The sequence below is a fragment of the Deltaproteobacteria bacterium genome (assembly GCA_028818775.1).
Classification (GTDB): domain Bacteria; phylum Desulfobacterota; class Binatia; order UBA9968; family JAJDTQ01; genus JAJDTQ01.
Genome location: JAPPNE010000027.1, coordinates 1 through 20,482, shown reverse-complemented (window position 1 = coordinate 20,482; position 20,482 = coordinate 1). Strand labels below are relative to the sequence as shown.

Genomic DNA, 20,482 nt, shown 5'->3' with positions numbered 1-20,482 from the left:
CGGCTGGGCGTTCACGTAGTAGATCGGCGTGGTGAAGTATATGCGGTCCATGGCGGTCGTGCGGTCCCTTCGATCTGATGTCGTGCGGTGGTGCGCGTTATCGGTTGCCTATTGTTGGCCCAGGATACCGGGAATGAAGCCCTCCAGCACCATGCGCCGGTTGAAATTGCGGTGAATGGACCGGGTCACGTTGTCGATCTCGGCCAGGGCGGCGGTGGATTCCTGCACGCGCCGGGCGGCGGCCGCCCGTTGGAGCGGCTCCAGCAGGTCCCGGTTGCACACGGCCGCGGCCGAGCCCGTGACCTGCAGCACCATGATGTCCCGCAGCCATCCCCGCACCCAGTCCAGGAAGCGCAGGGCCTGTTCCCGGTCCTTGCCCATCTCTTCGGCGAGCTCCGAGATGCCGCGCGCGTCGTCCGGCGACAGCGCCGCCAGCCGGCGGAAGCACTCCCGGCGCTGTTCCAGGAGCGCCTCGTCCTCGCCCGCCAGCGCCTTGCCGAGGCTCCCGTAGCTGAGACTGGCCAGCAGCATCGCCCGGTCCTCGGTGATCCCCTCGCGCCGCGCCACGATGGCCGCCACCTGCTCCACCGTCAAGGGAAAGAAAGGCAGCCGCAGGCAGCGCGACAGCACCGTGGGCAGCACACCGCCGGTGCTCTCGGCGATGAGAATCAGCAAGGAATGGTCCGGCGGCTCCTCCAGCGTCTTGAGCAGCGCGTTCTGGGCGTGCAGGTTCATGAGCGTCAACGGGTCGATGACGGCGACCTTCTTCTTCCCGTTGAAGCGGTGCAGCGCCAACTGTTGCTGCAGCCCCCGCACCTGCTCGATGGTGATGTCGCGCTTGCCTTTGCGCACCTCCAGCCAGTGCACGTCCGGGTGGTTGTCATGCTCGACGGCCTGGCAACTTGCGCACTCGCCGCAGGCCTCGCCGGCGCCGGCGGAACACTGGACCGCGGCTGTCAGGGCCGTGGCAACGGTCCGCTTCCCCGTTCCCTCCGGGCCGACGAACAGGTAGGCATGGTGCAGCCGGTCGCGCTCGACGGCGCGCCGCAGCAACGCGATCTGCCCTTCATGGCCGACGATTTCGTGAAAGCCGAGCAGCATTGTCACCCGCTGGCGGCTGCATAACCGCCCAGCCTTTCGTCGACGATGCGCCGCATCTGCTCCTGGGTTTCCTCGACCGCACCTTCCGAATCCACCACCCGATAGCGCTCCGGGTCGGCCTCGGCCAGCTTGAGGAACCCGTCACGCACCCGGCGCTGGAAGGCGGCGCCCTCGGCCTCGAACCGGTCCTCGCGCGCCGACCGTGGGTCCGGCCGCTCGGCCGCCCGTGCCAGGGCCACCTCCACGGGGCAGTCCAGGACGATCGTCAGATCGGGCGTGGTCCCGCCCGTCGCCTCGTGGTTCAAGCGCCGCAACAGGTCCAGATCCATGCCGCGCCCGTAACCCTGGTAGGCCAGGGTAGAATCGGCGAAACGGTCCGAGATCACCAGCTTGCCCTGTTCGAGAGCGGGACGGACCACCTCCCGGACGTGCTGCGCCCGGTCGGCCAGGATCATGAACAGCTCGGCCTCCCGTGAAGGCGACCGCGGGCCGCGCTCCAGCAGGAGCCTGCGCAACTCCTTGCCCAGAGGCGTGTCGCCCGGCTCCCGCGTCAGCAGCCGCGGCACCCGCCGTGCGTCCAGATACTCGTCCAGCAGCCGGATGTGCCGGCTTTTCCCCGATCCGTCGCCGCCCTCTATGGTCAAAAAACGCAGCATTCCATGGTCGGGGGAGCGCCCCCTTATGAGAGGATATTACACGAGAACGGAACGGCTTCCCAACTGCGGCGACCGGCACCAACGCCCCTATTCGTCATTCCCGCGGAAGCGGGAAGCTGGATTCCCGCTTCCGCGGGAATAACGAATAGGGGCGTTGATGCCGCTTCTCATCGGTGCGGCGGTTTGACCTACCGCGCGGTCCAACACACTCTGAAATGCCGGCTAGCCGCGAGCCGTTTCCGCGTAGCGCCGCAGCACGTACAGGCCGTCCGGCGTGAAGGGCTGGGTCGTCGCGGCCTGAAAGACCGCGTCCACCGTCATGAACGCGCCGCTCTCCACCTCTTCTTCCTGTAGAGTCACCGGCCCGTCGTAAACGCAGCGGTAGGCCGCCCCCCAGACGCGGCTGTGGTCGTCGGCGTGGTAGAACTCGAACAGGCTCTCCAGCGGGACATCGCGGATGCCCATCTCCTCCTCGAGCTCGCGCGTCGCACCGTTGAGATAGCTCTCGCCCGCCAGCACCACGCCGCCGGCCGCGGGATCGTAGTAGCCCGGGAACACGTCCTTGGTCTGGGTGCGCTTCTGCACGTAGACTTCGCCGCGCGAGTTGAAGACGAGGATATAGGTGCTACGGTGCGGCAGCCGCCGCGCGCGCATCTCCCGCCGCGGTGCGGACCCCACGACGCGGTTGTCCTCGTCCACGACGGCCACGATTTCATCGCCCGGATCCGTCATGTTCTCACCTCATCCGTCATTTGCATCCGCTCTTAAAACGCCGTCAGCACCACGCCTCCCGCGCAGATCAGGAGGGCGCCGATGACCGCCTTGGACGTGACCCGTTCCTGCTCCTTGAGCAGCAGGTGGGTGAAGGCCACCGAGAACAGCGGCGTGGTGGCGATCAGGGGGTCCACCAGCACCACGTCGCCGCGGCTCAGTGCAAGCATGTAGGACGTGATGCCGCAACTGGTCACCATGCCCGAAAGGCCGAACCACAGCACCGCCCCGCGATTGAGGTTTACGTCGCGGTAGCCGCGCGCCGCTCCCAGGTAGACCAACAGGCCGCCGACGCTCCCCATGATCGTCAGGCAGACGGCCAGCGGCACCGAAGTGATCATCGAGTAGCCGAACTTGCGGATGGGGCTGGCGATGCCGCCCAGGACCGAAGCGGCGATGGCGAACAGCAGGTCGCGCTTGCGGAAGGCGGTGAGGGCCCTGGCGTCGCGCATCCCCAGAATCGTCGCGCCCAGGATGATCAGCACGGTGCCGCCGGCCAGCGGCAGGGTCCACTGCTCCCCCAGCCACGCCACCGCCACCACGCCCGCGAACAGCGGCGAGGTATTCCTGAGCGGCGAGGCCCGGGCCACGCCGACCCTGGAGATGGCGGCGTAGAACAGAAACTGGGTCGTGAGCGGCGCCACCGCCCCGGCCAGCATGAACCAGCCCACCGCGGGCACCGACGCCTGCGTCCACTCGGCCAAGGGCCCCATGACCGCCAGCAGCACCGTGCCCATGGTGACGATGTTGAAGGTGATGGCCGTGGTGGTGGAGCCCGTGCGCATGCCGTAGCGCACCAGGATATGGGCGGAGCCGAAGAAGAACGCGGCTGCCAGGGCGGTCAGGGTTGCCATGAAAGGGGGACGGCCGGAGAATGCCTCAGTTCACAGGGGAAAGGGCTGCCTGGCCGGTCGGAGCCTGAAGCGGACCGTCGGGAGCAAACGGGTCGTCGACCTGCTTCGGGAGGCGCGACTTTCGGCGAATTTCCGCCACGGTTGGAGACGCCACATAGTAGCGGCCCCGTCTTTCGCCCTTCGCCACGATAAGGTTGGTGTCCACTGGAATCTTCAGGTGTGTCATTGCCTAACGTCAGTTGTCAATTGTATGTGATGCACAGGACACGGACTTCCCGGATCAGGAAGGGATGATCCACTACCCGGACTTGTACGGACCTGCGGCCTTCGGCCTTCCGGGGTCCGGCGCGGTCCACCCGCAAGGAGAAACATCGCATGACCTACGACGACCGCAGCGTGAAACCCATGAGCTCGAGCCTGTTGCGCGCACAGATCGGCACCAAGCTCCTGGCCGGCCTGTACGACACCGTGCCTACCATGATGACCAGCGCCATCCGGCTCTTCGTGGATTTGCCCGGCGCGGGCGGCTCCGCCGGGCCTCCCTTCGCCTTCAACATCGCCATCAGCCCGGCCTGGTGCAGCGGCATCCAGGGCGCCCGCCTGGTGGGCCGGCGGAAGATCGACATCGCCTGGCTCAACCCCTCGTGCATCGCCTCCATGGCGTATCACGGGCGCGGCGCGTTCCGGAAAGCGCTGCCGCTACGGGCGCTGGCGGTGTTTCCCTCCAACGACCGCATGGTGGTGGCGGTGGCGAAGAAGCACGGCATCCGCTCCATGGACGAGCTCAAGCGCCGAAAGCCCGCCCTCACGGTATCGGTGGCCACCAACGACTGCGTCAACTTCGCCATCAACGCGGCGCTGCGCGCCCACGGCATGAGCCTCAAGACCTTCGAGGAGTGGGGCGGCGTGGTGGAGCCGGTGGTGCGGCCCAGCAACCCGCGGCGCCTGGACGGCATCCGCACCGGCGACGTCGACGCGGTCATCGACGAGGGGCTGCCTTCCTGGGCCGGCGCCGCGGTGGAGCAGGAAATGGCGTTCCTGCACTTCTCGCCCAAGGCCATGGCGTCCCTTGACCGCTACGGCTTCAGCCGCGCGCCGCTGGACGGCCCGCTGTTCGACGGCAAGCTGCCCGAGCCCGTAACCGCCGTCGATTTCAGCGGCTGGCCCATCGTCACCCACGCGGACCTGCCGGACGAGCTGGCATACCAAGTGGTGGGCGTCATCGAGCAGATGCGGGAAAACATCGAATACGACACGCCCGGAATCCCGCCCATGACGCAGTTCTGCACCGACACCCCGGACGGGCCGCTGGACCTGCCGCTGCACCCCGGGGCCGAGCGGTATTACAGGGAGAAGGGGTACCTCTGAGTAACGGTGTCAGGCCGCATGGGGGTATTCGCTCGAGTATTACCTCGCGTGATCCACTGTCGACCGGAGATAGTCGATCACCTGGTCCGCGACCTCGTCGACACTTCGCTCGCCGGTCTTCAACACGATTTCGGGATTGTCGGGCGGCTCGTAGGCGCTGTCGACTCCGGTGAAGTTCTTGATCTGGCCGGCCCGGGCCTTGCGGTAGAGCCCCTTGGGGTCGCGCTGCTCGCAGACCTCGATGGGGCAGTCGACGAAGATCTCGATGAACTCGCCCTCGTCCATCATCTCGCGCGCCATGCTGCGTTCGTCGCGGAAGGGCGAGATCACCGAGACCAGAACGATCATCCCCGCGTCGACAAACAGCTTGGCGACCTCGGCGATGCGCCGCACGTTCTCCACCCGGTCCGCGTCGGTGAAGCCCAGGTCCCTGGTCAGGCCGTGCCTCAGGTTGTCGCCGTCCAGGGTGTAGCTGTGCCGCCCCATGGCGTGCAGGCGCCGCTCCACCGCGTTGGCGGTGGCCGACTTGCCCGCCCCCGACAATCCGGTGAGCCACAGGACGCAGGCCCTCTGGTTCTTCTGCGCCGCCCGCGCCGGTTTGTCGATGGCGAGCTGGTGGAGCGTCAGGTTGTCGCCCCGCCACAGCCCGAATTCGATCATGCCCGCGCCCACCGTCTCGTAGGTGTAGCGGTCGATGAGGATGAAGCCGCCAGTCTCCCGCAGTTCCCGGTAGGGATCGAAGGCGATCCGGCGGTCGAGGCCGATGTTGCAGTAGGCGATGTCGTTGAGCGCGAGGGTCCTGGCCGCGGTGTGCTCCAGCGTGCTGACGTTTAGCTTGTGCTTGATGGCCGTTATCTGGGCCCCCGCCAACCGTGTCCCGATCTTCAGAAGGTACGGACGCTCGGGCAACAGCGGGTTGTCGTGCATCCACACGATATGGCAGGCGAACTGGTCGCTGAGGCTCGGCGGGTCGGCGGCGGAGGCGACGATGTCGCCGCGGCTCACGTCGACCTCGTCCGCCAGCGTGAGCGTCACGGCCTGGCCGGCGCGCGCGCCGTCGAGGTCGCCGTCCGGGCCCAGGATGCGTTTCACGGTCGAGGTCTTTTGGGAGGGGCACAACATCACGGGGTCGCCGCGGCGTATGAGCCCGGACGCGACGGTGCCGGCGAAACCGCGGAAATCGGCGCTGGGGCGGTTCACCCACTGCACGGGCATGCGGAAGGGCGTGCTCTCGCGGCCGGCGGCCACCTCGGCGGATTCCAGGGCCTGCAGCAGCGTCGGCCCGCCATACCAGTCCATGGCCGTTGACGGCCCGGTGACGTTGTCGCCCGTGAGAGCCGATACCGGAATGCAGGTGACGTCGGTCACCTCCAGCCGGCGCGCGAAGTCACGGTAGGCGGCGGCGATGCCGTCGAAGACTTCCCTGGACCAGTCGACGAGGTCCATCTTGTTGACGGCCGCGACCACGCGGCGCACACCCAGAAGGGCCAGAATGGTGGTGTGACGGGAAGTCTGGGGCAGCACGCCCTTGCGGGCGTCGATGAGCACCACCGCGAGATCGGCGGTGGATGCGCCCGTGGCCATGTTGCGGGTGTACTGCTCGTGTCCCGGGGTGTCGGCGACGATGAAAGAACGCTTGTCGGTGGAGAACATGCGATAGGCGACGTCGATGGTGATGCCCTGCTCGCGTTCGGCCTGGAGGCCGTCTACCAGGAGCGCCAGGTCGAGGTTGTCGCCCTGGGTGCCGTGCCGCTTGCTGTCGCACTCCACCTTTGCGAGTTGGTCCTGGAACACCAGCCGCGATTCGTAGAGCAGGCGGCCGATGAGCGTGGACTTGCCGTCATCCACGCTGCCGCAGGTGATGAAGCGCAGGATGTCCCTGTCTTCGCGGGCGTTCACGTAGGCGCGGAACTCCCGGCCGTCCGCCGCAGGATTGGCCGACATCAGAAGTAGCCCTCCTGCACGAGGAGGATTGCGGCCGATTGGACGATGCCGAGCCATTGGGGCCGCGCCCGCATGCCGAAGGCCGCTACGCCGAGCAGATGACGTTGATCACTGCCTGGCGCTTCTCCACCTCCACCGCCTTGAGGCCGCGTTCCAGGGCGGGCATGAGATCGACGGCGTCCTCCACCCGCTCGCCGTAGCCGTCGGCCACCTCCACTGCCTTCTCGTACTTGTCCACGGCGTTGAGCATGGTGATGGGCTGGTGGTCGCTCTGGGCCGCGTAGCCCTCGGGGTTGAGGCCAACGGTGGCCCGGCGCACGGCCTGCCACCGCTGGTTGTTGAAGATGACCGTGAGGTGCGGCAGCTTCTGCTCCGCCGCGACGTAGTGGCTGGCGATGGGGTTGCCGAACATGTAGGAGCCGTCGCCGTGGGTGCCGATGACCAGCCGGTCCGGGGCAGCGAGCTTGGCGCCCAGCGCGACGCCGAGGCCGTGCCCCAGGCCCGAGGCGGCGCCGGCGTTGAGCAGCGTGCCCGGCTGGCTGATGTCGATGTGGGTCGACGCCAGCGCCGATTCCTTCACCACGATGGTGTCGTCGCCCTTGATCCGGTTGATGCAGTCAGTGATCCAGATGGGGTGGATGGGCTTGTTGTCCTTGACCTGGTCGAGGCGCTTGGCCCAGCCGTCGCGCTGCTGTTGCCACATCTCCGCCAGGGCGCTCCGGCGCTTGTCGATGCGGGCCTTGACCCGGCCCTCGTGCGCGGACATGGCCTCGTTCAGCACGGCCAGACCGGCGTCCGTGGCGCACGCCAGGGCGATGTCGCAGGGGTGGCCGCGCAGCGGCACGTAGCTGTGCAGCGGGTCCGCGCCCATGTGGATCACCTTGGCGTCGTCGCGCACCTTGTCCGTGGCCGGGAGCCACGGCACCGCCACGTCCACCACCAGGATCACGTCCGCCTGGCCCAGCAGCGGGTTCAGGTCGTAGCCCAGGTTCATGGGGTGGTCGGTGGGCAGCGACATGTAGCGGTTGCGGTACTGCACCACCGGGATGGCATAGCGTTCGGCCAGGGCGCCCAGGGGCTCCCACACCTTGGGATTGCGGCCGGCCCAGTTGGTGATGATCAGCGGGTTCTCGGCGTCCGCCAACAGCGCCGCCGCCTCGTCCGTGGCCGCCGCGTTGGGATAGGGCGGCGCCGCCGCGTGCTGGCGTCCGGGCGACTCGTAGGTGAACTCGCCCAGTTGTTCCGCCAGCACCTCCCGCGGCAGGCTCAGGTACACCGGACCCGTGGGCTCACTCTTCGCCACCGCCAGGGCGCGGTCGACGATGGTCTCGGTCTGCTTGCCGTTCCTCAGCTCGTAATCCCACTTGGCCGCCTCCCGCACCATGGATGCCTGGTCGAACATCTCCTGGGTCCAGTGGATGTCCAGGCTCCGGTGCCCGTCGAGCCCCTCCTCGTTGGTGGGCGTCCGGCCCGCGGTGAACAGGACGGGGATGTTGCCGCGGGCGGCGTTCAGGAGCCCGTTCATGCCGTTGGCGGTGCCCACGTTGACGTGCACCATCACCGCCTGCGGCTTCCCGGTCACCAGGTAGTAACCGATGGCCATGTGCAACGCCGTGTTCTCGTGCGGGCAGGTGACCGGTTCCGGGATACGCGTCTCCAGCGACTGGGCCTTGGCCATGGCCTCCACGATAGGCGCGAAGTCCGTGCCCGCGTTGGCAAAGAAATAATCCACGCCCCGGTCCGCCAAAAGCGCCAGATAGGCGTCCGCCACGGTCACGTTCAACAGGGTTGTCTTGGCCATCTCGTTCCTTCCTTGTGCATGCGGAGGACATCCTCGCCGGGTTCACCGAAATCGCATTCGACGCTATTGGTATATGATTGAGGAGGTACCGGCAAGGCAACAAACCACGGTGAGTTGTTTTGAATGATCAACATTCACCCGGACCAATGCTATAGATCAAGGCATATCCTTGGGCCGGGAGGAACGGTGGCGAAGGGATCGAAGCGCGTGCTTCCGAAGGTGTTCGTGGAGACGTCCGCGATTCACGGGGACGGACTCTTTGCGGGCGAACGGATACGGAAGGGCCGGCGCATCATCGAGTACAAGGGCGAGAAGGTCCCCGCCGGAGAGGGCGCCACGCGGTCAAGGGGGGACGAGGAACTCACCTACATCTTCAATCTCAGCGACAAGTATGACGTGGATGGTTCGTTGAACGGCAACGAAGCGCGCTTCGCCAACCACTCTTGCGACGGCAACGCCTACGCCGACATCATCAACAACCGCATCTGGTTCATCGCCAAACGGGACATCGAGGAAGGCGAGGAGATCACCTTCGACTACCGGCTCCAGGGCGATGAGGTGTATCCGTGCGTGTGCGGCACCGAGGAATGCCGCGGCTACATGAACGACGCCGACGACGAGGTGGTGAGGACGGCCGTGGGCTCGGGACAGGCGTAGCGGAGCGATGTCGGAGGAGCCATGGTCGCGGCCCATCCATTCACCGAGCGCGATCTGAGGCAGCTCCGGGACCGGGGCATCTCACCCGAGCAGGCCGCCGAATATCTGGCGACCTTCGCCGCGGGCGTGCCGTACGCGGTGCTGGACCGTCCCTGCACGCCGAGGGACGGCATCACGGTCCTGGACGAGCCGGAGTTGGAACGGCTGTCGCGGCGCGGGGAGGAGGCCGCTCGGGCCGGACGCTGTCTGAAGTTTGTTCCCGCGTCGGGGGCGGCGAGCCGCATGTTTCAGGCGCTGCTGGAGGCCCGGGACCGGGCCGAGGATGCGGTGGCGGCCGTGGATGACTTTAGCGATGCGCCGGAATACCCGGCGCTGCGGGAATTCATGGCCGGGCTCGAACGCTTCGCGTTCTACCCTGAGTTGAACGCTGCCCTGGAACGGCAGGGCAAGCGGCTTCAGCCGCTGCGCCGGGCCGGACGCTTCCGCGAAATCCTCGACTGTCTCCTCGACCCCGACGCAATGGGCTACGCCGCGCTGCCCAAGGGTCTTGTGCCGTTTCATCGTTACGCGGACGACTGCCGCACTCCCGTTGCCGAGCACTTGCTGGAGGCGTGCAGGTACGTCCGGGACCGGACCGGGATGGTGCGTGTTCACTTCACGGTCTCCCCCGAGCACGAGCGCGCGGTGGAGGAGCATGTGGCGGCCATGTGCCGCCGCTACGAGGACCGGGATACCTCCATCGACGTGACCCTTTCGCTTCAGCGGCCCGACACCGACACGCTGGCCGCGACCCTCGACAACCAGCCGTTCCGCGAGCCGGACGGAAGCCTGTCGCTCCGGCCCGGCGGCCACGGCGCGCTCCTGGCGAACCTCAACGACTTGGCGGCGGACCTGGTGTTCATTCAGAACATCGACAACGTCGCCGTCTTTGCCGGGACCGCGGTGCGCTACCGCAAGGCGCTGGCGGGGATGCTGGTGGAAGTGCAGGCCCGGGTGTTCCATTACCTCGACGCGCTCCACGGCGACCCCGCGGCGTCCCTGGTGGACGAGGCGGCGCGGTTCGCCCGCGACGCGCTGTGCGTGGCGCTGCCGGACAGCCTCAAGGGCGCGCCGGCGGCCGAACGCGCCGGTTTCCTGCGCTCGGCGCTGGATCGACCGCTCCGGGTGTGCGGCATGGTGCCGTCCGCCGGCGAGCCCGGCGGCGGCCCGTTGTGGGTCCGGGGCGGCGACGGCACGTGCTCGCTCCAGATCGTCGAGTCGTCCCAGGTGGACATGGAGGACCCGGGCCAACGGGACATCTTCGCCGCGTCGACCCACTTCAATCCGGTGGACCTGATCTGCGGTGTGCGCCGCCCCTCGGGAGCGTCCTACGACCTCATGCGCTTCAGCGAACCGCGGAGCGCGTTCATCGCCGTCAAGTCCAGCGGCGGACGGCCGCTCAAGGCGCTGGAACACCCCGGCCTCTGGAACGGCGGCATGGCGCGCTGGAACACGGTATTCGTCGAGATTCCCGCCGCGACCTTCGCGCCCGTGAAGACCGTGCTCGATCTGCTGCGCCCGCGGCACCAGCCCGTGCGGACATTGACACGTTGAAATGGAGGCCGGGCGAGTCTATATTCAAATGTTTGGGAAAACCTGAGTTCGGTCATTCCAGTCCGGCCCAAAGCCGGCCCAAACATTTCACGCCACCGGATCCGCGCGGAACGGCACGGCAAGGAAAGTCTGCATGGCACTATTCGGCACGCGGTTCTGGCGGCGCAACGCCGGCGGAGAGAAGAGGAGCGACATGTCCAGCGCGACACACGAATCCGTTCTCGCGGCCCTGAGGACCGTCCAGGACCCGGAGCTGCACAAGGACATCGTCACCCTCGGCATGGTCAAGGACCTCGCGGTGGATGGCGGCAAGGTGTCGCTGACGGTGGAGCTGACCACGCCGGCGTGCCCCCTCAAGGACCAGATCCAGGGCGACGTGGAGCGGGCGCTGGCGCCCCTGGGGGTGTCGGAGGTGGCCCTGGAGTTCGGCGCCCAGGTGCGCGGCAGCAAGTCCGGCGCCGGCACCACCGACCTCTTGCCGAGCGTCAAGAACATCGTCCTGGTGGCGTCGGGCAAGGGCGGCGTGGGCAAGTCCACGGTGGCGGCCAACCTGGCGGTGGCGTTCAAGATGCACGGCGCCGCCGTGGGGCTCCTGGACGCGGACATCTACGGGCCGTCGGTGCCGATCCTCATGGGCGTCGACGAGGAGCCGGGCAAGGTGGAGGTGGACGGCGGCTTCAAGCTGGCTCCGCCGGTGGCACACGGCGTTCCGGTGATGTCCATCGGCTTCTTCCTGGAGCGGGACCAGGCGGTGATCTGGCGCGGCCCCATGCTCGGCAAGGCGCTGCAGCAGCTCATGTCCGACGTGCAGTGGGGCGATCTTGACTACCTGGTGGTGGACATGCCGCCTGGGACCGGCGACGTGCAGATCACCTTCTCGCAGCAGCTCAAGTGCAGCGGCGCGGTGCTGGTGGCGACGCCCCAGGACGTAGCGCTTGCGGATGTGGTACGGGCCAAGTCCATGTTCGACAAGGTCCACATCCCCATTGTCGGAATGGTGGAGAACATGAGCTACTTCGTGTGCGACGGCTGCGGCAAGCAGCACGAGATCTTCTCGCGCGGCGGCGCAAGGCGCGCCGCGGACAAGTTCGGGGTGCCGTTTCTGGGCGAGGTCCCCATGGTGCCGGCGATCCGCGAGTGGGGCGACAAGGGCGCGCCGATCCTGGCCCAGGAGCCCGACTCGCCCACCAGCCAGGCGTTTCTGGAGGTGGCCGCTCGCCTGGCCGGCCAGCTCTCCATCGCGTCGGAAGCCGCCGAGCAGGCGCCGAGCTTGAAGATCGTCACGACCTGACGGATACCCCGGTCCGCATTCCCGCGGAACAGGCTGTGTCAAAACACCGTCCGAGAAAGGCAACAAGCCCCTGAATCGTCATTCCCGCGGAAGCGGGAATCCAGGGGTGGGGAGGGGCAGACAGGACATCAATGGCGTTCCCCGTGGAAATCAACCACGTCAAGGCCCAGGGCATCGTGCGCATTACCTGGGACGATGGGCACGTGGGCGAATATCCGAAGGGATACATCCGGGGTTACTGTCCCTGCGCCCTGTGTCAGGGACACGATTCCGCCGTCGAGAAGCGTTTCGTGGAAGTGCCGGACGCGGGCTTGGTGGCCATCGAGCCGGTGGGCAACTATGCCGTCGGTTTCCGCTGGAGCGACGGCCACAGCACCGGCATCTACACGTTCGACTATCTGCGTTCGCTGTGTCCATGTGAGGAGTGTGAGAAGACCGAGCGACCTGCCCCATAGAGCATTCGTGGGACGGGACAAGGCAGGAGGAGCCATGGTTACCAAGGAACAGGTGTATGAAGCCCTGCAGGACTGCTACGACCCCGAGATCCCGGTGAACATCGTGGACCTCGGCCTCGTCTACGACGTCGAGGTGGCGGACGACACCGTCGAGGTCAAGATGACCCTGACCGCGCCGGGATGCGGCATGGGCGGCATGATCGCGGCCAACGCCGAGTCCCTCATCAGGGAGATCCCCGGGGTCAAGGAAGCCACCGTCGACCTCGTGTGGGATCCGCCCTGGGACCCCAGCCGCATCAGCGAGGAAGCACGGCAGAAGCTCGGCATCGGATAACCCGGACGTCAACAGCCATCCCGCATCCCGATTCCCATCCATCATGGATCAGGGCTGGATACACGTTCGCGGCGCCAGGCAGAACAACCTCAAGGACCTCGACCTCCAGATTCCCCTCAACGCGCTGACGGTGGTGACCGGCGTCAGCGGGTCGGGCAAGTCCACCGTCGCGTTCGACATCCTCTACGCGGAGGGACAGCGCCGCTACGTCGAGAGCTTCTCGGCGTACGCGCGCCAGTTCCTCGACCGCATGGAGAAGCCCGACGTCGACGCCATCGAGAACATCCCGCCCACCATCGCTATCGACCAGACCCGGCCGGTGAAGACCTCGCGCTCCACGGTCGGCACCATGACCGAGCTGTACGACCACCTGAAGCTCCTGTTCGCCAAGATCGGCGTCCTCCACTGCTCGGGCTGCGGCAAGGTCATCGTCAAGGACAGCGCGCCCTCCATCGTGAGACAGCTTCAGGACCGCGGCGAGGGGGGGCGCTGGGTGCTGACGTTTCCGGTATCCGTGCCGCCGTCCCTGCCCTGGGAAGACGTGAAGGGCGGGCTGCAGCAGGCGGGGTTCCACCGGCTCCTGCTGGACCGCGACCTGCTGGACCTGGAATCGATGGACGCGCCGCCCGGAGAGGTCGTCGACGTCGTCGCCGACCGCTTCGTGTACCGCAAGTCCACGCGCAAACGGGTCACGGACTCGCTGGAGCAGGCCTTTCAGTTCGGCAAGGGAAAGCTGGACCTGCACGACATGGACGGCGGCTGGCGCCGGGAAGGCTTCAGCAACCGCCTGCACTGTTCCGCCTGCGACCTGTCCTACGCCGAGCCGCAGCCCAACCTGTTCTCCTTCAACAGCCCGCTGGGGGCATGCGAGACCTGCCACGGCTTCGGCCGCTCCATCGACCTCGACCTCGACCTGGTGATCCCGGACCCCTCCAAGTCCATCGCCGACGGCGCCATCAAGCCCTGGACCACCCGGGCGGCGCGCTGGGAACTGCGCGAGCTGAAGAAGTTCTGCGAGCGCCGGGGGATCTCGCTGGAGCGCCCCTTCGCCGAGCTGGACGAGGAGGACCGCCGGCTCATCATCGACGGCGAGGGAAGCTGGCACGACGGCAAGTACTACGGCATCCGCGGCTGGTTCGAGTGGCTGGAGCGGAAGAGCTACAAGATGCACGTGCGCGTGTTCCTGGCGCGCTACCGCTGCTACGTGACCTGCGGCGACTGCCACGGCACCCGCCTCAAGCCCGAGGGACTGAACTTCCTCATCGCCGGGCGCAACATCGCCGACGTGAACCGCATGAGCGTGGCCGAGGCGCACGCGTACTTCCGGGCGCTGGATCTGGACGCCACCCGCGACCAGGTGGCCAGCCTCGTGCTCCACGAGATCCGCCGCCGCCTCGACTATCTCATGGGCGTGGGGCTGGAGTACCTGACCCTGGACCGCCAGTCGCGCACACTGTCGGGCGGCGAGCTGGAGCGGGTGGATCTCACCACCGCCATCGGCTCGTCCCTGGTGAACACCTTGTACGTGCTGGACGAACCCTCCATCGGCCTGCACCCGCGCGACAGCCACCGCCTGGTGGAGATCCTCCACCGCCTGCGCGCCAACCACAACACCGTGGTGGTGGTGGAGCACGACCCGGAGATCATCAAGGAGAGCGACTACGTCATCGACCTGGGACCGCAGGCGGGCGAGCATGGCGGCGAGGTGGTGTTCGCCGGCTCCTACGGCGAGCTGCTGGCGAGCGAGACCTCCCTCACCGCCGACTACCTGACCCAGCGCCGGTCCATTCCGCTGCCGGTGCGCTACCGCCCGCTGATCCGGGGGCGCACCCTGGACATCCTCGGCGCCCGCGCCAACAACCTCAAGAACATCGACGTGAGCATCCCGCTGGGACGGCTGGTGTGCGTCACCGGCGTGTCCGGCTCGGGCAAGTCGAGCCTCGTGGACGAGGTCATCGCCCACAACATCCGCCGCCTCAAGGCCTCGCCGCTGGCCACCCTGACGGACTGCGACGAGATCCGCGGCATCGACCGCATCCCCGAGGTGATCCTGGTGGACCAGTCGCCGCTGGGAACCACGCCCCGGTCCAACCCGGTGACCTACATGAAGGCGTTCGACCCCATCCGGCGCCTGTTCGCCGGCGTGGACCTGTCGCGCTTCCGCGGCTACACGCCGTCCACCTTCTCGTTCAACGTGGAGGGCGGACGCTGCGAGTCGTGCCGCGGCGAGGGCTTCGAGAAGATCGAGATGCAGTTCCTCTCGGACGTGTACGCCACCTGCTCGGAGTGCGGCGGCGCGCGCTACCGCCAGGAGGTGCTGGAGGTCACCTACCGCGGCAAGAACATCCACGACGTGCTCGGGCTCACCATCGCCGAGGCCATGAAGTTCTTCGGCGACCAGCCGGAGATCGCGCGCGGGCTGCGGCCGCTGGTCCGGGTGGGCCTCGACTACCTGCGCCTGGGGCAGCCCGTGACCACCCTGTCGGGCGGCGAGTCCCAGCGCCTCAAGCTGGCCTCCCACATCGTCCGGGCCACCAAGACCGGCACGCTGTTCATCTTCGACGAGCCCACCACCGGCCTGCACTTCCACGACATACGCCGGCTGCTGTCCGCCCTGCAGGAGCTCATCGACCAGGGCCACTCGGTGATGGTCATCGAGCACAACCCCGAGGTCATCAAGTGCGCCGACCACATCATCGACCTGGGGCCCGAGGGCGGCGACGGCGGCGGCGAGGTGGTGGCCACGGGCACGCCGCCGGAAGTGGCGGCGGTGGAGAGCTCCCACACCGGTCGCTACCTGAAGGACCACCTGCGCCCGTCCTCGTCCCGCTTCAGCCCGACGCTGGCCAAGACGCAGCCGCAACCGCGGACGGCGGCGCGGTCCGCCGCACCTGCGCCGAACGGGAAGGCCGACGACGGAAGCGGAGACGGAAACGCGTCCAACGGGCAAGCCGCCGAGACGCCGGGCTCCAACGGAACGGCGCTCAACGGCGCCGGGGCCATCCAGATCATCGGCGCCCGGGAGCACAACCTCAAGGGCATCGACGTGGACATCCCGCGGGACCAGCTCGTGGTGGTGACCGGCCTCAGCGGCTCGGGCAAGTCGTCGCTTGCCTTCGACATCATCTACGCCGACGGCCAGCGCCGCTACATCGACAGTTTGTCCGCCTACGCGCGCCAGTTCATGAAGATCATGGCGCGGCCCAACGTCGACGTACTCGCGGGCATCCCGCCCACCGTGGCCATCGAGCAGCGCCTGAGCCAGGGCGGCCGCAACTCCACCGTGGCCACGGTCACGGAGCTCTACCACTACCTGCGCCTGCTCTACTCCAAGGTGGGCAAGCAGCACTGCCCGCAGTGCGGCGGCGCCATCACCGCGCTCACCCGCAGCCGCATCCTCGACCGGGTGGGGCGCAGGTACCGCGGCAAGGACATCACCGTGCTGAGCCCGGTGGTGCGCGGACGCAAGGGCTACCACAAGGACGTGATGATGGCCGCGCGCCGGTTGGGGTATGGCCGCGCGCGTATCGACGGGACCGTGACCGCCCTCAGCGCGTCGCTCCTCCAAAAGGGCCTCGGGCGCTTCCACGAGCACGACATCGACATCGTCGTGGGCACGGCCAAGGCCGGACGCCTGAGCATGGAGACGGTGCTGGGCCAGGGGCTGCGCCTCGGCAACGGGGTCATCCACGTGCTCTCCGAGGGCGCCGAGGAGGTCTACAACGAGCGCCTCTTCTGCCGCGCCTGCGGCGTCGGCTACGAGCCCCTGGACCCGCGGTTGTTCTCCTTCAACAGCCGGCAGGGGGCCTGCCCGGACTGCCGCGGCGTGGGCTCCTCCGAGGAATTCGACGCGGACCTGGTGATACCCGACCCGCGATTGAGCCTTACGGAAGTGGTGGAGCGCCTGTGCGCGGAGGCGCCCGAGGGGCGTGCGGGCCTAAAGCGCCGGCTCAACCAGTGCCAGGGCGAGTTGGAGCGGAAGCTCGGCATCCCCGGCGACGTGCCCATCGGCAAGCTGTCGGCGAAGCAGCGGGAGGTACTGCTCCACGGTCGCTCACGCCCGTCGGTGTCCGGTCTTCTCACGGTGCTCGCCGGGCTCCAGGTGAAGAGCGACGGTCCGCTGGGCGGCTATCTGGCGTCGTTCGTGAGCGAGCGCACCTGCCCGTCGTGCGAGGGCGCCCGGCTCAACGCGAGGGCGCGCAGCGTGCGCGTGGCCGGGAGAGCCATCTGGCAGGTCACCGCCCTGTCGGTGAAGGAAGCACTGGGGCGCTTCGCCTCCCTGGAGGAGCGGCTGACCGCCAACGGCGCGGACGCGGAACGGTTGGTGCTGGAGAAGACCCAGAAGGAGATCCACCACAAGCTGCGTTTCCTGGACGAGGTGGGACTGGGCTACCTGACGCTGGACCGGCGCGCCAACACCCTGTCCGGCGGAGAGGCCCAGCGGGTGCGGCTGGCGGCGCAGCTCGGCTCCAACCTGCGCGGCGTCTGCTACATCCTGGACGAGCCCACCATCGGCCTGCACACCCGCGACAACAACCGGCTGCTGGCTACCCTGCGGCGGCTGGTGGAGGCGGGCAACACCGTGCTGGTGGTGGAGCACGACGAGACCACCATCCGGGCGGCGGACGTGCTCGTGGACCTCGGCCCGGGCGCGGGCGTGCGCGGCGGCCAAGTGGTGGCCATGGGCTCGCCCGACGAAGTGTGCGCCAATCCCGCCTCGGTCACGGGCGCGTTCCTGGGCACCGCCCGCCGCCGGCTGTGGCCCGAGCGGCCCCTCAGGGGCGGCGACTGGCTGGTGGTGACCGGCGCCCGGGAGAACAACCTCAAGAACCTCAAGGTGCGCCTGCCCCTGGGCAAGTGGACCTGCGTCACCGGCGTATCCGGCTCGGGCAAGAGCACCTTGGTGAAGGAGGTGCTGTTCAAGGGGCTCAAGGCACGGCTGGGACAGAACGCGGGGCGCCCGGGGCGGCACGAGGGCCTCGCCGGCTGTGAGCCCATCGAGCGCGCCGTGGAGGTGGACCAGACCCCCATCGGCAAGACGCCGCGTTCGGTGCCGGCCTCCTACGTCGGCTTCCTCGACGAGATCCGCCGCATCTACGCGCTGCATCCCGAGGCGCGCATGCGCGGCTACACCCCGAGCCGGTTCTCGTTCAACGTCAGCGGCGGGCGCTGCGACGAGTGCGCCGGCCAGGGCAGGATCCGCAAGGAGATGAGCTTCCTTCCCGACGTGTTCGTGGACTGCGACGTCTGCGGCGGCGAGCGCTTCAACGAGGAGACCCTGTCGGTCCGGTTCAACGGCAAGAACATCTCCGAGGTGCTGAACATGACGGTGGAAGAGGCGGTGGAGTTCTTCGGCGCCTTCCCCAAGGCCTACCGCCCGCTCAAGCTCCTGGACGACATCGGCATGGGCTACATCACGCTGGGACAGGCCAGCAACACCCTGTCCGGCGGCGAGGCCCAACGCATCAAGTTGGCCTACGAACTCGGCAAGGAGTCCCGCGGCAGGACCCTCTACATCCTCGATGAGCCCACCACCGGCCTCCACTTCGCCGACGTCGAGAAGCTCATCGACATCCTCCACCGCCTGGTGGACGCCGGCAACACCGTCATCACCATCGAGCACAACCTCGAGATCATCAAGGACGCCGACTACCTCGTCGACCTCGGCCCCGAAGGCGGCGACAAGGGCGGCCGCGTGGTCGCGCACGGCCCGCCGTCCAAGGTCGCCCGGGACGGCAAGCGGTCGTACACGGCGCGAGCGCTGAAGGAGTATCTGGAGGCGAATGGAGCGGGCTACGCAGGACCTTGCCCGGAGAAACGCTGCCTGTGAGGGTGTTGCATTTGCCGGCCAAAACGGAAAGAAAGGGAACAGACTTCACCGCCAGAACCCAGGAGGACACACATGATCATCGAGATGAGAACCTATACGCTCAAGCCCGGCAAGACGCCGGACTTCGAGAAGGCTTTCGAGGAAGGGCTGCAGCACCGCGCCAAGATCTCTCCGCTGGGGGCGTTCTTTCATTCGGAGGTGGGGCCGCTGAACCAGGTTATCCACATCTGGCCGTACGAGAGCTTCGCGGAGAAGGACCGCATCGGCGCCGAGGCCCGTGCCACCGGCCACTGGCCGCCCAAGGTACGCGAGTTCATGGTGACGCAGGAGAGCAAGGTCTTTCAGGCGGCGCCGTTCTCTCCGCCGCTGGAGCCCCGTGAGCTGGGCAACATCTACGAGATCCGCACCTACACGGTCCATCCGGGCTCTATCCCGGCGTTGATCGAGCGCTGGCAGGAGTGCATCGAGGACCGGGTCAAGATCTCGCCCTTGGCAGCCGCCTGGTTCACCACATACGGCGCGCTCAACCAGTGGGTGCACATCTGGCCGTACAAGGACATGGGTGAGCGGTCCCGGCTCCGTGCCGAGGCCATGAAGCTCCCCAACTGGCCCCCTACCACCCGCGAGATGCTGCTCCACCAGGAGAACTCCATCGTGGTGCCGGCGTCCTTCTCGCCGTTGCACTAGTCGAAACCCGCCGCTACTCAGGCGTCCGGATCGCCTCACGTGCCGCTCGGCCGGTTGTTTGGTGCACGATCCCAAACTGCCGGCCCAGGCGGCGCGTGAGCGACGAGAGCCTGCACAGAGACGTGGTTCCGTGATCCGCCGGGATCACCGCGCCGCTCTTCCCAATACCAACCCTATGCTTGATCGTTGTTGACCAACCCCGACCGTGTCCCTGGGTTCACTGCCCATGGTGCTGGCGTGGAAGCGTAGGCGCAGCCACGGAGTCTCGACGATGACCACCAAGACAAAGACGGTTGGCTTGTTTGGCTGTATCAGCCTCTTCGCCCTCACGGCGACATGGGCGTTGGCACAGCACGATCACAGGATGTCCCCCTACGCGCATACCCAAAGCGCCGAGTTTGCCACCCTCACGCCCGACGAGGTGCGCGAGTTGCGGAACGGCGACGGCATGGGCCTTGCGCGCGCCGCCGAACTGAACAGTTTCCCCGGGCCGCGACACCTCCTCGATCTCAAGGCCGACCTCGATCTCACCCGGGAACAGGTCGTACGCATCGAGGCGATTCACGCGAAAATGAAGACCAGCGCCGTCGCCAAGGGCGAGGCCATACTCCAGGCGGAGTCCCACCTCGCGAACCTGTTCGCCGCGGGGCGGCCCACCGCGGCCGAAACGACCCGCATGACCGAGCATCTCGGAATCATGCGCGGACAACTCCAGGCCATCCACCTGCTGGCGCACATCGAGAGCACCCGCGAGCTCACCGCGAAGCAGATCGAGCGTTACGACCGGCTCCGAGGCTACCGGCACTGAACCGAGCCCGGAACCGGCAACCGGGGGAGGGATCATGGCAGAGAGCGATATCGAGATCGCACGGAAGTCGGTGCTCAAGCCGATCGCGGAGATTGGCGACCGCCTGGGGGTTCCGCGGGAGGCGCTGCTGCCCTACGGACACACCAAGGCGAAGATCGATCTCTCCTACGTGAGTTCCCTCTCCGACCGCAAGGACGGCAAGCTTGTGGTCGTTACCGCGGTCACGCCGACCCCCGCCGGCGAGGGCAAGACCACCACGTCGGTGGGTCTGGCCGACGGGCTGAACCGTATCGGCAAGGAGACGGTGGTCTGTCTCCGTGAGCCGAGCCTCG

Annotated in this window: 16 protein-coding genes; 10 read left to right on the top strand and 6 right to left on the bottom strand. The window is 67.5% G+C overall.

Features of this window, described 5'->3' with window-relative positions:
* Positions 1-108 precede the first annotated feature (108 nt).
* The 4 genes from holB to OXU42_02200 form a co-directional block, all read right to left on the bottom strand.
* Complete coding sequence (gene holB, locus OXU42_02215; protein MDE0028205.1) at positions 109-1,101, bottom strand: DNA polymerase III subunit delta'; 993 nt, start codon at positions 1,099-1,101, stop codon at positions 109-111.
* Positions 1,102-1,103: 2 nt separating this feature from the next.
* On the bottom strand, positions 1,104-1,757 hold the full coding sequence (gene tmk / locus OXU42_02210; GenBank protein MDE0028204.1) for a dTMP kinase: 654 nt from the start codon (positions 1,755-1,757) through the stop codon (positions 1,104-1,106).
* A gap of 222 nt (positions 1,758-1,979) precedes the next feature.
* Positions 1,980-2,489, bottom strand: coding sequence for an NUDIX hydrolase YfcD (gene yfcD, locus OXU42_02205; GenBank protein MDE0028203.1), 510 nt, complete (start codon positions 2,487-2,489; stop codon positions 1,980-1,982).
* A gap of 32 nt (positions 2,490-2,521) precedes the next feature.
* Positions 2,522-3,382, bottom strand: coding sequence for a DMT family transporter (locus OXU42_02200; GenBank protein MDE0028202.1), 861 nt, complete (start codon positions 3,380-3,382; stop codon positions 2,522-2,524).
* A 375-nt stretch (positions 3,383-3,757) separates the two neighbouring features.
* On the opposite strand from OXU42_02200, the gene OXU42_02195 reads away from it, so the two are divergent.
* The gene (locus OXU42_02195; protein MDE0028201.1) at positions 3,758-4,750 is read left to right on the top strand and encodes a hypothetical protein; all 993 of its coding nucleotides are present in this window, start codon (positions 3,758-3,760) and stop codon (positions 4,748-4,750) included.
* A 39-nt stretch (positions 4,751-4,789) separates the two neighbouring features.
* Here OXU42_02195 and cysN read toward each other — a convergent pair whose 3' ends face one another.
* A complete protein-coding gene (cysN, locus tag OXU42_02190) occupies positions 4,790-6,694 on the bottom strand; it encodes a sulfate adenylyltransferase subunit CysN (protein MDE0028200.1) in 1,905 nt (634 codons plus the stop codon).
* A gap of 85 nt (positions 6,695-6,779) precedes the next feature.
* On the bottom strand, positions 6,780-8,495 hold the full coding sequence (locus tag OXU42_02185) for a thiamine pyrophosphate-requiring protein (protein ID MDE0028199.1): 1,716 nt from the start codon (positions 8,493-8,495) through the stop codon (positions 6,780-6,782).
* Positions 8,496-8,681: 186 nt separating this feature from the next.
* On the opposite strand from OXU42_02185, the gene OXU42_02180 reads away from it, so the two are divergent.
* From OXU42_02180 to OXU42_02140, 9 genes are all read left to right on the top strand, one after another.
* A complete protein-coding gene (locus OXU42_02180) occupies positions 8,682-9,152 on the top strand; it encodes an SET domain-containing protein-lysine N-methyltransferase (protein MDE0028198.1) in 471 nt (156 codons plus the stop codon).
* Between the two features lie 21 nt (positions 9,153-9,173).
* Positions 9,174-10,745 carry a DUF4301 family protein gene (locus OXU42_02175; GenBank protein MDE0028197.1) on the top strand — a complete coding sequence of 524 codons (1,572 nt, stop codon included), beginning with the start codon at positions 9,174-9,176 and terminating at the stop codon, positions 10,743-10,745.
* Between the two features lie 193 nt (positions 10,746-10,938).
* Positions 10,939-12,036 carry an Mrp/NBP35 family ATP-binding protein gene (locus OXU42_02170; protein ID MDE0028196.1) on the top strand — a complete coding sequence of 366 codons (1,098 nt, stop codon included), beginning with the start codon at positions 10,939-10,941 and terminating at the stop codon, positions 12,034-12,036.
* A gap of 131 nt (positions 12,037-12,167) precedes the next feature.
* Complete coding sequence (locus OXU42_02165) at positions 12,168-12,491, top strand: DUF971 domain-containing protein (GenBank protein MDE0028195.1); 324 nt, start codon at positions 12,168-12,170, stop codon at positions 12,489-12,491.
* A gap of 34 nt (positions 12,492-12,525) precedes the next feature.
* Complete coding sequence (locus tag OXU42_02160) at positions 12,526-12,825, top strand: iron-sulfur cluster assembly protein (protein MDE0028194.1); 300 nt, start codon at positions 12,526-12,528, stop codon at positions 12,823-12,825.
* Positions 12,826-12,868: 43 nt separating this feature from the next.
* Complete coding sequence (gene uvrA / locus OXU42_02155; protein ID MDE0028193.1) at positions 12,869-18,655, top strand: excinuclease ABC subunit UvrA; 5,787 nt, start codon at positions 12,869-12,871, stop codon at positions 18,653-18,655.
* Between the two features lie 72 nt (positions 18,656-18,727).
* A complete protein-coding gene (locus OXU42_02150; GenBank protein MDE0028192.1) occupies positions 18,728-19,342 on the top strand; it encodes an NIPSNAP family protein in 615 nt (204 codons plus the stop codon).
* Positions 19,343-19,613: 271 nt separating this feature from the next.
* Positions 19,614-20,150, top strand: a complete 537-nt coding sequence (locus OXU42_02145) for a hypothetical protein (GenBank protein ID MDE0028191.1) — start codon at positions 19,614-19,616, stop codon at positions 20,148-20,150.
* 34 nt (positions 20,151-20,184) lie between these two features.
* Positions 20,185-20,482: formate--tetrahydrofolate ligase (locus tag OXU42_02140; GenBank protein ID MDE0028190.1), on the top strand; the 298-nt coding region annotated here is incomplete at its 3' end.

Coding starts and splice junctions, on each gene's coding strand:
- holB (MDE0028205.1), bottom strand. CDS start 1,101: ATGCTGCTCGGCTTTCACGAAATCGTCGGCCATGAAGGGCAGATCGCG.
- tmk (MDE0028204.1), bottom strand. CDS start 1,757: ATGCTGCGTTTTTTGACCATAGAGGGCGGCGACGGATCGGGGAAAAGC.
- yfcD (MDE0028203.1), bottom strand. CDS start 2,489: ATGACGGATCCGGGCGATGAAATCGTGGCCGTCGTGGACGAGGACAAC.
- OXU42_02200 (MDE0028202.1), bottom strand. CDS start 3,382: ATGGCAACCCTGACCGCCCTGGCAGCCGCGTTCTTCTTCGGCTCCGCC.
- OXU42_02195 (MDE0028201.1), top strand. CDS start 3,758: ATGACCTACGACGACCGCAGCGTGAAACCCATGAGCTCGAGCCTGTTG.
- cysN (MDE0028200.1), bottom strand. CDS start 6,694: ATGTCGGCCAATCCTGCGGCGGACGGCCGGGAGTTCCGCGCCTACGTG.
- OXU42_02185 (MDE0028199.1), bottom strand. CDS start 8,495: ATGGCCAAGACAACCCTGTTGAACGTGACCGTGGCGGACGCCTATCTG.
- OXU42_02175 (MDE0028197.1), top strand. CDS start 9,174: ATGGTCGCGGCCCATCCATTCACCGAGCGCGATCTGAGGCAGCTCCGG.
- OXU42_02170 (MDE0028196.1), top strand. CDS start 10,939: ATGTCCAGCGCGACACACGAATCCGTTCTCGCGGCCCTGAGGACCGTC.
- OXU42_02165 (MDE0028195.1), top strand. CDS start 12,168: ATGGCGTTCCCCGTGGAAATCAACCACGTCAAGGCCCAGGGCATCGTG.
- OXU42_02160 (MDE0028194.1), top strand. CDS start 12,526: ATGGTTACCAAGGAACAGGTGTATGAAGCCCTGCAGGACTGCTACGAC.
- uvrA (MDE0028193.1), top strand. CDS start 12,869: ATGGATCAGGGCTGGATACACGTTCGCGGCGCCAGGCAGAACAACCTC.
- OXU42_02150 (MDE0028192.1), top strand. CDS start 18,728: ATGATCATCGAGATGAGAACCTATACGCTCAAGCCCGGCAAGACGCCG.
- OXU42_02145 (MDE0028191.1), top strand. CDS start 19,614: ATGACCACCAAGACAAAGACGGTTGGCTTGTTTGGCTGTATCAGCCTC.